Annotated in this window: 16 protein-coding genes and 2 pseudogenes; 10 read left to right on the plus strand and 8 right to left on the minus strand. The window is 66.6% G+C overall.

Annotated elements, in window-relative coordinates:
• Positions 1 to 6 precede the first annotated feature (6 nt).
• Positions 7 to 1125, plus strand: a complete 1119-nt coding sequence (locus tag IH68_RS0137230) for a fatty acid desaturase family protein (protein ID WP_030944446.1) — start codon at positions 7 to 9, stop codon at positions 1123 to 1125.
• Between the two features lie 58 nt (positions 1126 to 1183).
• On the plus strand, positions 1184 to 1330 hold the full coding sequence (locus IH68_RS58540; protein ID WP_234341734.1) for a DUF6207 family protein: 147 nt from the start codon (positions 1184 to 1186) through the stop codon (positions 1328 to 1330).
• Positions 1331 to 1695: 365 nt separating this feature from the next.
• Here the strand turns inward: IH68_RS58540 and IH68_RS58545 are convergent.
• Positions 1696 to 2373 (minus strand): annotated as a pseudogene (locus IH68_RS58545) (IS701 family transposase); the annotation flags it as partial.
• Between the two features lie 4 nt (positions 2374 to 2377).
• Here IH68_RS58545 and IH68_RS54040 point away from each other — a divergent pair.
• Positions 2378 to 3061, plus strand: a complete 684-nt coding sequence (locus tag IH68_RS54040) for an IS5 family transposase (RefSeq protein WP_078912778.1) — start codon at positions 2378 to 2380, stop codon at positions 3059 to 3061.
• 15 nt (positions 3062 to 3076) lie between these two features.
• Here IH68_RS54040 and IH68_RS0137240 read toward each other — a convergent pair whose 3' ends face one another.
• The gene (locus IH68_RS0137240) at positions 3077 to 4012 is read right to left on the minus strand and encodes an alpha/beta fold hydrolase (RefSeq protein WP_030944449.1); all 936 of its coding nucleotides are present in this window, start codon (positions 4010 to 4012) and stop codon (positions 3077 to 3079) included.
• Between the two features lie 107 nt (positions 4013 to 4119).
• Here IH68_RS0137240 and IH68_RS0137245 point away from each other — a divergent pair, with 107 nt between their 5' ends.
• Complete coding sequence (locus tag IH68_RS0137245; RefSeq protein WP_030944452.1) at positions 4120 to 4722, plus strand: TetR/AcrR family transcriptional regulator; 603 nt, start codon at positions 4120 to 4122, stop codon at positions 4720 to 4722.
• Positions 4723 to 5014: 292 nt separating this feature from the next.
• On the opposite strand, the gene IH68_RS0137250 is transcribed toward IH68_RS0137245, so the two are convergent.
• On the minus strand, positions 5015 to 5728 hold the full coding sequence (locus IH68_RS0137250; RefSeq protein WP_030944456.1) for a VOC family protein: 714 nt from the start codon (positions 5726 to 5728) through the stop codon (positions 5015 to 5017).
• 898 nt (positions 5729 to 6626) lie between these two features.
• Here IH68_RS0137250 and IH68_RS56650 point away from each other — a divergent pair.
• On the plus strand, positions 6627 to 6842 hold the full coding sequence (locus IH68_RS56650; RefSeq protein WP_159403786.1) for a hypothetical protein: 216 nt from the start codon (positions 6627 to 6629) through the stop codon (positions 6840 to 6842).
• 230 nt (positions 6843 to 7072) lie between these two features.
• On the opposite strand, the gene IH68_RS0137255 is transcribed toward IH68_RS56650, so the two are convergent.
• Complete coding sequence (locus IH68_RS0137255) at positions 7073 to 7948, minus strand: arylamine N-acetyltransferase family protein (protein ID WP_037885879.1); 876 nt, start codon at positions 7946 to 7948, stop codon at positions 7073 to 7075.
• A 335-nt stretch (positions 7949 to 8283) separates the two neighbouring features.
• On the opposite strand from IH68_RS0137255, the gene IH68_RS0137260 reads away from it, so the two are divergent.
• Positions 8284 to 8679, plus strand: coding sequence for a CPCC family cysteine-rich protein (locus IH68_RS0137260; RefSeq protein WP_037885880.1), 396 nt, complete (start codon positions 8284 to 8286; stop codon positions 8677 to 8679).
• Between the two features lie 138 nt (positions 8680 to 8817).
• Here the strand turns inward: IH68_RS0137260 and IH68_RS54045 are convergent, their stop codons facing one another.
• The 3 genes from IH68_RS54045 to IH68_RS0137275 are packed head-to-tail and all read right to left on the minus strand — an operon-like array spanning position 8818 to position 9819.
• The gene (locus IH68_RS54045) at positions 8818 to 9066 is read right to left on the minus strand and encodes a transposase family protein (RefSeq protein ID WP_234341727.1); all 249 of its coding nucleotides are present in this window, start codon (positions 9064 to 9066) and stop codon (positions 8818 to 8820) included.
• A gap of 40 nt (positions 9067 to 9106) precedes the next feature.
• Positions 9107 to 9328: a helix-turn-helix domain-containing protein gene (locus IH68_RS0137270; RefSeq protein WP_030944467.1), complete on the minus strand. Its 222-nt coding sequence runs from the start codon at positions 9326 to 9328 to the stop codon at positions 9107 to 9109.
• Complete coding sequence (locus tag IH68_RS0137275) at positions 9328 to 9819, minus strand: DUF2975 domain-containing protein (RefSeq protein ID WP_030944470.1); 492 nt, start codon at positions 9817 to 9819, stop codon at positions 9328 to 9330. Before IH68_RS0137275 ends, IH68_RS0137270 begins: the two co-directional genes overlap by 1 nt.
• Before the next feature lie 233 nt (positions 9820 to 10052).
• On the opposite strand from IH68_RS0137275, the gene IH68_RS54050 reads away from it, so the two are divergent.
• From IH68_RS54050 to IH68_RS59940, 3 genes and pseudogenes are all read left to right on the plus strand, one after another.
• Entirely contained in the window at positions 10053 to 10223 is a 171-nt protein-coding gene (locus IH68_RS54050) for a hypothetical protein (protein ID WP_199931967.1), read from the plus strand.
• Between the two features lie 99 nt (positions 10224 to 10322).
• Entirely contained in the window at positions 10323 to 10811 is a 489-nt protein-coding gene (locus tag IH68_RS0137285) for a hypothetical protein (protein ID WP_030944472.1), read from the plus strand.
• Positions 10812 to 10880: 69 nt separating this feature from the next.
• A pseudogene (locus tag IH68_RS59940) lies at positions 10881 to 11135 on the plus strand (transposase); the annotation flags it as partial.
• 298 nt (positions 11136 to 11433) lie between these two features.
• On the opposite strand, the gene IH68_RS0137295 reads toward IH68_RS59940, so the two are convergent.
• The gene (locus tag IH68_RS0137295; protein ID WP_030944475.1) at positions 11434 to 12147 is read right to left on the minus strand and encodes a class I SAM-dependent methyltransferase; all 714 of its coding nucleotides are present in this window, start codon (positions 12145 to 12147) and stop codon (positions 11434 to 11436) included.
• Positions 12148 to 12698: 551 nt separating this feature from the next.
• Between IH68_RS0137295 and IH68_RS0137305 the strand changes: the two genes are divergently transcribed.
• Positions 12699 to 13073 (plus strand): hypothetical protein, encoded by a 375-nt coding sequence (locus IH68_RS0137305; RefSeq protein WP_030944476.1) that lies wholly within the window; start codon positions 12699 to 12701, stop codon positions 13071 to 13073.
• Positions 13074 to 13145: the final 72 nt, after the last annotated feature.

Genomic DNA, 13145 nt, shown 5'->3' on the forward strand with positions numbered 1-13145 from the left:
AGCACCTTGACCGCCATCGACCCCACCGCACACCTGACCGCGGAGCAGATCGAGGAGCTCGGCCGTGAGCTGGACGCGATCCGCGACGAGGTGATCGCCGGCCGCGGCGAGAAAGACGCCGCCTACATCCGTAAGGTCATCTCGGCGCAGCGCAAGCTCGAGCTGGTCAGCAGGGGCGTACTGCTGTTCTCGATCTTCCCGCCCGCGTGGCTGATCGGCACCGCCGGGCTGTCCGTGGCGAAGATCATGGACAACATGGAGATCGGCCACAACATCCTGCACGGCCAGTGGGACTGGATGCGGGACCCGAAGATCCACTCCACCACCTGGGAGTGGGATCACGTCTCGCCGGCCGATCAGTGGAAGCACTCGCACAACGAGCTGCACCACACGTACACCAACGTGATCGGCAAGGACAACGACCTCGGCTACGGCATCATGCGTGTCGACGAGGACCAGAAGTGGCACCCGTTCCACCTCGGTCAGCCGCTGTGGAACTTCATCAACGCCTGCTTCTTCGAGTACGGCATCGCAGCGTACGACCTGGAGCTCGGCAAGAACCTGCACAAGCGCCGCCGCAAGAACCCGGAGTTCCGCGCGCAGGCCAGGGCCGTGGGCCGCAAGATCCGCAAGCAGGTGCTCAAGGACTATGTGATCCACCCGCTGCTGTCGGGCCCGTCGTTCCTCCCCACGCTCGCCGCCACGTTCACCGCGAACCTGGTCCGCAACATCTGGTCCCACTCGGTCATCATGTGTGGGCACTTCCCGGAGGGCGTACAGGTCTTCGAGCGCCGGTCGATCAAGGGCGAGACACGCGGCCAGTGGTACCTGCGCCAGATGATGGGCTCGGCGAACATCAGCGGCAGCAAGGCCATGCACTTCATGACCGGCAACCTGTCGCACCAGATCGAGCACCACCTGTTCCCGGACCTGCCGAGCAACCGGTACGCCGAGGTCGCGGTGAAGGTGCGCGCGTTGTTCGAGAAGTACGAGCTGGAGTACGTCACCGGGCCACTGCCCAAGCAGGTGTTCTCCGCATGGCGCAAGGTCGTCCGGCTCTCGCTGCCGAACAAGAAGCCCAACGTCAAAACGCCGGCCCGCGAGCAGGAGCTCGTCGCGGCCTGATTCCCGGTAGTGGTTCAGATCGTTCGGCCGTACCGGCGGCACCGCCGGGTTCGGTGCGATCCGCTGCGGACGGTGGGCGACCGCGACATCAGATCGTACGACACGGGATCCGGGACAGCCCGGTGTCCGGCTGCACTGCTATCTGGACGTGCGGTGCGCCAGGAGCTCAACACACAGCCCCTGGCGAGGGGTTGCAGTGCGCTGACCTGCCATGGTCGGGCCGATAGCCGGATGCGTACGATCGCTTCGCCGACGGGCGGGCTGGGTGGAATGCATGGGGCTGTGACGCGGGCGCTGCCGGAACCGATGCTCCCCGCCCCTGTGTCCGACCCGGCTCGCGGCAGCAGGAAGGGCCCGGGGAACGGCCGGGGCGTCGAGGCCCGGAACGGGACTCGCAACAAGCGCTTCATCGATGATGCGCTGGCCAGCGCCAAGACGACTCGCCTGCGCGCCGGCTCGTTGGTCTGGTCGTGGGGAATCGTCAGTCGCGGCCGTGGATCGTGTCGGACGAACTGTGGTCGCTGATCGAGCCGTTGTTGCCCGAGCCGGCGCCGAAGCTGGTAAAGGGGGGAACAGGCGCTGGATCTCGTTGCAGGACAGCGGCAGTAGCCCATCGGGGGGCGGGTTGGCCGGCGTATTCCTCGGCGCGGACGGTGGCGAGGAAGGCGTGGGCGAGCACCGCAAGAGTGGCCCAGCGGGCCCATGAGGGATAGCGGCGGACCTGGTGTTCATCGAGCCCGGCCAGCCCCTTCCTGCTCTGGAAGGTCTCCTCCACCCGCCATCTGGATCCGGCAACCCGCACCAGCTCGGCCAAGAGCCCCGGTTCGGGTGAGCAACAGCGGCAGTAGGCGTGATCGCCGATGGTGCGGTTACGGCGGATCAGCCTGTGGTGACGGCCCGGGCCTGGTTCGGCGAGGCCGATGAGGGCCCCGTCGTAGATGCGTTGCCCCTTGGCGCCAGCCGCGGCGGACAGCTTCTGCCAGGCCTTTGGGCAGCCGTTTGGCCAGGCTGTCTGCCCGGATGCGGCCTGCGCCGGTGGCAACTTCGGCCGAGCAGGCGATCGCCAGTACGTAGCTCATGCCGTGCTTCCAGCGATGTCCGAAGCTTCGCCTCAGCGGCGACGTGGGCGACGGGAAGTGTCGGGTACCGCTTCACGAGCCGCCTACGGCCCTCGACGCTCAGGGGCGCATGCGCGTGGGACGCCCGTCGTCCTCTCGAAGTCCGACGCCGGCAGGCGCGACACCTATCGTGTGTGCATTGCGATCGTTCCGGTCAGCGTGGGGCGGGTGATCTGTCGAACGAGGAATGGGCCCGTCTGGGGCCTCACTTGCCGAAGAACGTTGGACGCGGAGGGCATTGGAAGAACCACCGTCGGGTGATCAACGGGATCCTGTTCCGTCAGCGGACCGGCATCCCGTGGCGGGATCTGCCGACGCGGCTCGGGAAATGGAAGACGGTTCATGACAGGCATCGAAGGTGGTCAGCGGACGGCACATGGGACAGGATTCTGCGGGCCGTCCAGGCCGATGCCGCCCCGGAAGGCTGCATCGACTGGTCCATGGCGAGTGTGGACTCCACCGTGTGCCGCGCCCACCAGCACGCTGCCGACGCTCGCAAGCAGGCACCACTGAAACCCGGTAAGCGCACCCAGCCCGTCCGGCATCGCCCCGATGAAGCCGTCGGTCGTTCACGCGGCGGGCTGAGCACAAAGATCCACCTAGCTGGTCAAGGCGGGCTGCGGCCTCTGGCACTGCTGGTCACGCCCGGTCAGTGGGGCGACGCCCCACATTCACGCTACGTCCGCAGGAACGAGGTCGAGCGGACAATCAATCAGCTCAAGAGCTTCCGGGCCGTAGCAACCCGCTTCGAGGAGCGGGACTACGTCTTTCACGGCACCGTGGCTGTAGCCGCGGTCCGACTTTGGCTTCGCTCGTGACCCGCCGAGCGGTCCTTAGTGTGATGTCGGCAGGCCGAGGTCGGCGGCGTTCATGAAGTCGAGCATCTTCCGGTTGGTCAGCTCCGCGTGGTCGATCTGCGGGCCGTGGCCGGTCCGGGAGATGATCTCGGCCCTTGCGCCGCGGATCAGCCGGGGCACGCGTTCGACCTGCCGGTCAGGGTGCACCAGGAGGCTGCGCCTGCCGAGCACCAGGTACAACGGCGTCCGGATGGCCCCCAGTTCGGCGTCGGTGAGGGGTTGCGGCACAGGCCGGCGAATACGGTAGGCGCGCACGCCCGTCCGGATCATGGTGCGCAGTTCCGGCACGACGAGGACGGGTTGTTCCAGCCAGGACGCGAGTCGTGGCCGCAACGGCTTGGGGGCGAAGGTGGCGAACAGGCTGGCGAAGATCCACACGAAGAAGCGCAGTCCCACCTTCTCCAGACCTCCGGGGTCGAGCAGTGTGACCGAGGCGAGGCGTTCCGGTGCGCGGTACGCCTGGTTCAGGACGAGCCAGCCGCCGTAGGACGAACCGAGGAGGTGCACATGGTGGAGCCCGAGACCGGCGAGTGTCTCGTCCAGCCATTGCGCAGCACGCTCGGGCTCGTGGATGGGTGCGCGCTGCACGCTGCGGCCCGGGTCGCCTGGGGTGTCGATGGCATAGACGGGCCTTTCGGCGCTGAGGGCGGCAGTGTTCGGGTACCACATGGCGGAGCAGGAACCGGCTCCGTGGATGAGGACGAGGGGGGTGCGCTCGCGGGCGGCCGGGTCCTCGGGGTCGTAGCGGTAGACGTGCGTGGTCCCGAAGGAGGTCGCCACGTCCTCCTCCCAGGACGCGGGCGCACCCAGCGCGTAGACCGCGTCGCAGGCCGCGAAGTAGCGCACACGCCAGGCGTCGCTGACAAAGCGGCCGACATCGGGCTGGGAACGGGCTGCTGTGGGGTCGGGCACGGCCACCTCCTGGACAGTCGGTCTTTGTGATACGAACGTACCATAACCATGGTACGGCTGTATCATCAAAAATGGGAGACGCGATCCGAGGAACGGAGAGTCGAAGCATGCCCAAGCGCGTGGATCACGCAGAGCGCCGCACCGAGATCGCGCAGGCCCTCGTCCGGGCCGCCGGACGACAAGGGCTGCACGCTGTGGGTATGCGGGACGTGGCGGCCGAGGCGGGCGTCTCACTGCGGCTGGTGCAGTACTACTTCGAGTCCAAGGAGAAGCTGCTCCTCTTCGGACTGCGGCATCTGACCGACAGGTTCGGGGAACGGGTGACCGCCCACGTCCGCGCCGCCGATGACAACCCCGGTCCGCGGGCGGTGATCGAGGCACTGCTGACGGCGGCCCTGCCGGTCGACGAGGAGAGCCGCCTGTTCCATCACCTCTACACCTCGTACGCCGTGCTGTCGGTCACCGACGAAGCCCTCGCGGCCCAGCCCTTCATCAAGGATCCGGACTCCGCCGAGATCACCCTCACTGGGCTGCTGCGGCAGGCGGCGGACGCCGGACTGCTCCGGGCCGGTACGGACACCCACGCCGAAGCGGTCGGCTTGCTGGCCATGTCAGCTGGGCTCGGCACCAGCGTCCTGGTGGGCCAGCGTGACGCCGAATCGGCCACGGCCGTCCTCCGCTACCACCTGGACCGGATCTTCCTGCCCTGAAGCACGGACACCACCCGGGGTCAGGACACCCGGGAGGAATTCTCGCCTTGCCGGCGTGTCAGCCTGAGCCTCTGCTACGCCCACGAGACGTAGGCGGATGATGCCTGTGAAGTAGCCTCTGTCCCACGTGAGTTGCGAGGCGCCCAGGTTACCGTGCTTTGCAGACCATGGTCTTACGGAAGCGGGCTGCCCTTCAACTTGCCAGTCACGCGACCCATCGGACAGGCCCCAGGCTCTGTGCTGCGCTCCTCCCAGTAGCAACCGCCACCCGAGGCTCTTGTCGGTTCCGGCTTCACCGGCGCCTGAGCACACGGAAGTTGTTGCCGTCGGGGTCGGCCAGCAGCACGGCGCCGTCCCTGCCATGAGCGGGGTCGAGACGCTTCGCCCCGAGGGAGAGCAGGCGCTCGACTTCGGCTTGCTGATCGTCGTCCGGCGCGAGTTCGAAGTGCAGGTCCTTGCCGGGGTCCGGCATGAGCGGCGGACCGCCCCACGTGATCTTCGTGCCGCCGTTCGGCGACTGGATGGCGGTCTCCTTGTCCTGGTCCCAGACCAGCGGCCAGCACAGCGCCGCGCTCCAGAAGTAGCCCACGGCCTGCGAACCATCACAGGCGAGCGCTCCGATGAAGCCGCAGCCGGCGAGGAAATTGTTGCCCGGCTCGATGACACAGAACTCGTTGCCCTCGGGATCGGCGAGCACCACATGGGATGCGTTCGGCCCCTGGCCGACGTCGGCGTGCTGCGCGCCGAGGTCGAGCGCCCTGGCCACGGTCTCCTGCTGGTCTTCCCGGGAGGAACTGGTCAGGTCGAAGTGCAGCCGGTTCTGGGCGATCTTCTGTGCCTGGGAGGGACGGAAGCCGAGGCGGTAGCCGGCGTCATTCCCGGACAGCAGGGCGACGCCGTCCCAAGAATCGTCCGCTCTCTCCCAGCCCAGGACGCCGGACCAGAAATGCGCCAGGCGCTCGGGCTGGTGCGCGTCGAAGGAAATTGCGAAGAGTCGGCTACTCATTGCGCCACGCATCCTCGGTCCGTTGAGTGCCTGTCGGCAGCGCGTCATATCAGCGCCTCGAACGGGGATCCTATGGGCGGGCCGGCCTGGGTTGCAGCCGAGTATTCCGCGGCCCGCGTTCGGATCTCACTGTTATGCGTTATGCGTCAGCCGCCCATGGGTGTAGTTCACGCTGCCAAAAGATGGTTTGTCAGGCGATGAGTTGGTATCGGTGGTGGTCGGGGGTTGGGTAGATGCGTTTGAGTTCGCGGGCGAGGTGGTAGCGCCAGTATTGACAACCAGCAGTCCATGTCGCCCTTCGGCGGATTCATCCCCAAGACGCGCCTGATGGGCACGGACGCCTAGTGGCTCGACACCGCCGTCTCCGGGGACTGCGGCACGCCCAGCGTCTTGACGTCCGTCAAGTGCACCCTAAACGCAACCAACTGACACCCGGAAACTGACAGCACACACAGGTAGGGCCGCCCTTTAGAGGCGGCCCCACACGCATCTACCAGGCCCGATTCCTGCCTCGGCAACAAAGCTGACGTCTAGAATTTCCGCTGCCGTCGGCCGCCTGGGAACGTCGGACTGTACGGTCCGCCGCGCTCAGTTCCGCTCCGGCGAAGACTCGAAGCGTGTCCGGGCCTGGTCCTGTCGGGTGACCTGCCCGAGCTGCAACGCGACCGTCGGCGACGCACCTCCGTCGGCCACCCAACCGACCACACCATGGCGGCAGGGGCGTGGCATCGACGATCCGAAGCTTGAGGAGCCCGTTCGGGTGATCTTCGTATGGGTCGTGGTGGGGCTCGGCGAGGGACCCGTCCCTGGTCACGGGCAGGTGATGCGCTTGTCTGCGACTGCCGTGTGTGCTGCGCTCAGGGCGACAGTGTGTCGAAGCGGCGTGCACTGTATGCATATGAACACACATATGGGCTGGCCGAAGAAAGTCATTCTGCGAACGCTGGCAGTTGGTGCTGCCTTGGTCTTTGCTCTTGCAGCAGAGTCGGCGACGGCCGCGTCCGCTGCCCCCGCGCCGCTCACCCCGCACCTCACTTCAAAAGTGCCGGCCGCCGGCGGCGACGGGAGTGTCGCCAACTGCGTCGTCACGGTCTGGATCCCGGTCTGTCTGTGACAGTTGCGGCAGCAGGCCCCAGCCAGTCGGGGCGGTTCGAACTCATCCAGCGGGTTCACGGTCCGTACGACATGCAGCCGCCGCCCAATCCCGCGCTGAGTATCCCTGCGGCCTGACAGACCAGCGACCCGATGATCTCGACGAAGCGGCCTTGCTCCGGGGAGCGGTCTGCCCCGGTGGGACTCAGCGAGGGGCAGACGAGAGCCCGCCGCACTGGAGCCGGTTGAACCTCAACTCTGGGAGGTCTGCGATTCCTGCCAGCGGCGGTGCGCCGCGAGGACGTTCGTCCACAGTCGCTCACGCGTCTCCTCAGGCATGCCGTGCAACCGCAGGTCGAATCGATCGGCGAGCAGGTCGAACCACTCCGCGCGGCGGGTGACGGGCTCGTCGGTGCGGGCGCCGTCGCCGATCCGGCTCGGCACCAGGCCGCGGATGACGTCCGCCCCGGTCGCGTCACGGCGTTCGGCCATTGGCACCTGCACGAACCCCGACTCCGGCGACGTCGACAACCACTGGTGCTGCGCCTCGAAGTCCGCCGGGTGGGCATGGGCCATGGTCCAGGTCATTCCGGTGAATCCGCCGTCCGGGTCGTGAGTCAGGTGCCACTGCAACCCCTCAGCGACTTGCTCCAGATGGAGCACGAACGGCGGCTGATCATGCCGTCCCGGGACCAGCGGCAGCGGATCGTGCAGGGCATCGCCCAGCCCGTTGTCGACGTACCAGACGCCGCCCGGATTCGTTTCCGTCGGCAGCTGCTCCACCGTCAGGACCAGATGGTTGCCCATCACGGCGGGCTGGGGGCCTTCCGGGCCGTGCACTCCGCCGATGTGGCCGCGTACCGCGTAACCGAGCGAACTGAGCAGCAACCCCAGTGCCCCGTTCATGTGATAGCAGTAGCCGCCTCGGCCGTCCACAGCGATACGCGCGGCGGACTCGTACGGGTCGATGCTCCAGGCTTCACCGGCGGGAATCCACAGCGTCTCGTACGGCACCCGCTCAGCATGACGCCCCACCAACAAGCGCATGGCCTCCACCGACGGCGGTGCCGCCTCAATACCGAGACGGGCCAGATACGCACGCTGGACATCGAAGTCCAATCGTGCCATCGACTCAAACATGGACCCATTCTTTCTTAGCTGCGCAAACATGTGAACTGCTCTCATATCGGGAGAAAATCGCCGAGAAACCTGAGACGGTCGACGAGAGCGGTGATGGACAGGGCGCCGCGACGCGCGCCGCCCTACGGCCGGATCACTCCCCGAACACCGACGGCGAGCCTGCGCTGGCCGCACGGTCCAAGAAAACGCCGCGGTGGACGCCGCCATACTCCAGGTCCTCTCAACGACCTGGAACGCCCACGGGCAGCTGACTGGCATGACCATGCGGGTCTCCCTGTCACCTACCCGGAAACCACTTGGTCCTCGCGGTGGGGTCGGACAGGATGACGCGCGTGATCCTGAAGTACCCCTGCGTGTGCTGCGGCCATCTGACCATGGACGAGCCGCCGGGCTCGTATCAGATCTGTCCAGTCTGCTTCTGGGAGGACGACGCTATCCAGCTTCGCTGGCCGGACTACTCAGGCGGAGCAAACCGACCTTCGCTCATCGAGGCCCAGGAGAACTACGAGGCTTTCGGAGCTTGCGCGGAACGGTCCGTGGAGCACGTCCGCCCGCCCGAGGACGACGAACCGATGGACCCGAGCTGGCGCCCTATCGATCCCGAGCGCGACCGCTTCGAGCCTGGAGGCATTCAGCTGGCCGCGTGGCCCAACGATCGCACTGTCCTCTACTGGTGGCGCTATCGGAACACGGATTTCTGGCGTCCCGCCGACGGATGATGCCGTCATCCGGACTCTTGGTCGAGTCAGGCCACAACGCCGTCGAAGGCAGCCAGCGGCCCACCGCCCGGTCCAACGCCTCGCCGTCGATGCGGCCCAGCAGCCGCCGCACCGTCGCCTCCGCCGGCAGGCACCGCTTCAGGGACAGCGGATCGGGCGTACGCCAAGGCGCTCCAGGACAGACGGCGGGGCGTCGGTGATCCACTCACCCACCGCCAGCAGGGAGGTCGTTCCGGCCAGAACCGCACACGCGGTCAGCGCAAGCACGACGACCAGAACGTGCCGTACGCCGCGCGGTTCACGAGGGTCGGGCACCTCAGCCACTCGCTCCAGCCGGCCCGCGATCTCCTCGGGTACGGCCCCGGGGCACTCGCGGAGAATGGTCAAATGCGAGCGGGATCGGCGATGAGGCGTTGGGAGGCACGGTTCATTCGCCGGCGGTGCCCTCGGTCTCCCATCGCAGCAGGTCGCCCGGCTGGCATGTGAGCGCCTCGCAAAGCGCGGCGAGCGTCGTGAAACGCACCGCCTTGGCGCGGCCGTTCTTGAGTACCGCCAGGTTGGCGGGCGTGATCCCCACGCGCTCCGCGAGGTCGCCCACGGACATCTTCCGCCTGGCCAGCATCACGTCGATGTCGACGACAATCGGCATCAGATCACCTCGTCCAACTCGGCCTGCATCTGCGCCGCTTCGCCGTCGCGCGCGACGGCCTGGGCGAGCAGCATCCGCAGCACGAGCACGATGAGCGCGACCCCTAGGATGGCCAGGCCGATCCCACCCATGATGACGGTGACGCCCGGATCGTCCCGCTGGCCCGGCGCGTTCACGGCCGTGACCGCGAACCACACGAGGGAAGCCGCGACGATCGCGCCGATCACGCCGTCCACGTACCGGAAGGCGGCGTGGGAGAACACGGTTCCGCGTCGCACCATCGACACCAGCCGCCATACGCAGACCACGGCAACCTGGACCGACACCATGCCCAGGATCGTGATCACGCGCAGCGGCGTCAGCGGAAGCGACCCGTCCTCCGGGTCGTTTCCGCTGACCAACGCCCACACCATCCCGGCCTGTACGAACACGGTGCCGGCGAGCATCATCACGAGCACGGCGCGCAGCGCACCCACTGTCAGCTTTCCCATGGCCCATCCGTCCATCGATTCACGATCAAAATCTATCGAGTTTCAATAGGTGGAGCAAGGGCTGGAACGGAGGTGGGCGGCGGTCTCGGATCACGGCGGGACGCCGCCACCCCGTCCACCGGCATGGCGTGTACGCGAAGATTCTTGATCTCGTCGAAAGTGGCCTCGCTTGGCCACAAATCGGACGCCATCCGACTACGGCGAAGCCTTGGACGAAAGGCGACCTTCAAAAGATGCTGGCCAATATCCCACTCACCGACGACGAACGCGCCGGCGACGGCTACGGGCAGACCACCCTCGACCAACTCGTCGAACGACTCACCGACATCCCCACACCCGCCGACCCGACACCCCGCCAACTCGGTCCCCCGCGACTGCAACTCTGCTGCCGGTCACCGACCTGACCACCCGCACGCGATCGTGCCGACCTGGTGAGCCGCGCTGAGGACCATTGAAATTTATCCAGGTGTGGGCCAGCACGACAACATGCCAGTGTCGCCGTCGTGACCTTGATGAATGTGCTCGTCGACTTCGCCCGTACCGGCCGTATCGGCGCGCTTCACTGCGGCATGTCGCTGACCGAGGCCGAGGATCTCCTGGGCCCAGGACGCCCGCACCCCGCTATCCGGATGAGACCGGACATTGACGGCTACCCCCACGCTTGGAACGGCCTGGAGCTGGTCATCACCCAACGCCTTGTGAGCGGAATCTGGATCAGGCTCCGGCCAGGCTCAACGACCAAGCTGCCGCCGCTGGTCCTGCGCGACTCTGATTCCTACCCGTCCACAGTGCTCCGAGAGGACCTGATCGCTGCCCTTGATGCAGTCGACTGCCGCCACGACGTCAACGACCGCCTCACGTTCGGAGAGCAGTCCAGCATCCTTACCCAACCCGCGAACGTATGCGCGGTGTTCTTCACGCCTGGCCGCGACGACCAAGTGCCCCAGCGTGAACGCCTTTATCTCGGTGCACTCCATAAGCACACCGTTTGACAACCTTGATTCCAGAAAACGCCGCAGGAGACGGTTTACGGGTTTTTCGCCCGCTGGAACCACCGCGGCGTGCCCCGTCCGGTCACGCTGATCGTCGACTCGCAGCCGGACAAGGGCGCCTCCACGATGAGCTGGGCGACGCGAGGCTCCGATCCCGCGAAATTGATCAACGGGCGCAAGAGACAGATAGCGGTGGACACAAAGGGCCTCCCCCTAATGATCACGGTGACGCCCGTTGATATGCAGGACCGCGACGCCGCACGCGAGCTGCTCCGGCGCCTTCGCCTGACCCATCCGCACATCACGCAGGTCTGGACCGACTCGGCATACGCGACCGGCTCGTCACCATGGCCGAGAGCCTCCTCCACATCACCCTCAAGACCGTCCACCGTCCGAAGGCTGCCAAAGGCCTCGGCGTCCTCCCGCGCCGCTGGCGCGTCGACCGCACCCTGGGGTGAATCGTGGACGCCCGCCGCAACGCACGCGACTACGAACGCCTCCCGCAGTATTCCGAGGCCCACCTGAACTGGTCACTCATCACCCTCATGACCAGGCGACCGACTCGGAACAAGCCGCCCCCGGCCGGGCGAAGAAGCCGAAGCCCGCCGGCTGAACTGTTCCGCTAGAAGGCGTGGAACTCGTCAAAGGGCGGCTCGAACGACGGATCAGGCAAACGCAGGGCCCTGCAGCGCGTCGCCGGTGCGGCCTCGGCATCAGCAACCGTCGCCAGAGTGCCGGCAGGGAAGGCACCGGGAACCATCGCCCACCCCAGGTTTTGCTCGTAGTAGCGCACAGCGGTCCGCACCGATAGTGCCCCGGCATCGTCCATAACGATCAGCCCGCCAGGCCGGACTATCTTGCGCAAGAAGTACAGATCGACAAAGACCTCATGGAACCGGTGACTGCCGTCCACGAAAGCCGCGTCAGCCACAAGACCTTCGGTGAGGAGTTGCGGGAGCGCGATCGACGAAGGAGCCGTCACAAGCGAGGCAATCGAGTCCAGTCCCGCGGAGCGCAGCAGGTCCCAGCCAACGTTGGACCAGTCACTCCCTTGAAACGGGTCGATGATGATGTGCCGGGGACGCGGCGGATTGACGGTAACCAGCGCCTCACCGATCGCCAGCGCGGAACTGGCGTAGGCGAGACCGACCTCGACAACCGTCTGCACGCCCTCGGAGATCAGCAAGTCACGCAATTGGTCGCTATCAGGTTCGGGCACCGTGACTGTCTCGAAGTCCGCCTCGCGATCCCGCGTCCACGGCGGCCCCTCCTGCCCGAGCCGACGACGAACCTCCCTGATCCGCGCCCTATGTTCATCCGATTTCGTGTTGGCCACCCCTAACGCCAATAGATGCCTGAGGTATCCCCGCAGCACGCCCCAAGCCCTTCCAGCCTAGGAGCAGCACCAGCACCGGGCACCCTCATCGCATCCGCCCGTCACCGCAGCGGCAGTGTGTGTTCGCCGACACGGCGACCGCCCGGCCCTTTACCTGCCGTGGTCGCGCTCATGGTCGGAGTGTCCCGGACCGTGGTGCTCGCCCAGATCATGCAACCCGAAGGCACACACGGGGCCACGAACGGCTCACCTGTGCTTGAAATCGCTGATCACCGGGGCCGCGATCACGTTGATGCCCAGGCGCAGCGCCAGCGGTTTGAACACGATCGAATTCATGGACAAGGCGACGTAGCCGTCGGAGGGTTATTGCGACGACGGCAGGTCGCGACCCGTCACATGTGGATGGTTTGGGATCTGTTGAACTGCAGGGCGTGCCAGCACGATGGTGCAGGACACTGCCCGGCACGCGTCGGAGGAGGACCGGCCCGGCATTCGCCGATTACCGGTGGTGACGGCCGGCGGAGGTCGGCCGCGAACGGAGGGACACCACGATGCGCAGGATCACGCGCGGCGCCGCCGCGCTCGCGCTCGCCACGGCCGCGATAGCAGCAGCCGGCACCGGCTCGGCGCACGCGAGCGACAGGACCGTGTACGGCTGTCCGGGCGGGGCGGTATGCATCTACCCCGAAGGGGCAGACATCCACACGAGCTCGCCCACGAACATCTTCTACAGCTACGGTGCCCACAATCTGAGCAACCAGTTCGGCTACCACTATGTGCTCAACAACCAATACGGCAGCGCCAACGCCACCGCCCAGTTGTGCAACGGCTACAACGGCGTCGACTGCGTGGTCACCATCGGGCTGAACGAGTTGGGTGTCTTCAACCTGACGCCGATCAACTCGGTCGTCCTGAACCGACCCTAACCGCCCGTCAGCAGATGATTCCGGCGGCGCAGCCCGGCAGGGCGTCCGCGAGACGACACTGATCATCTTCCC

Source organism: Streptomyces sp. NRRL S-646, from assembly GCF_000720765.1.
Classification (GTDB): Bacteria; Actinomycetota; Actinomycetes; order Streptomycetales; family Streptomycetaceae; genus Streptomyces.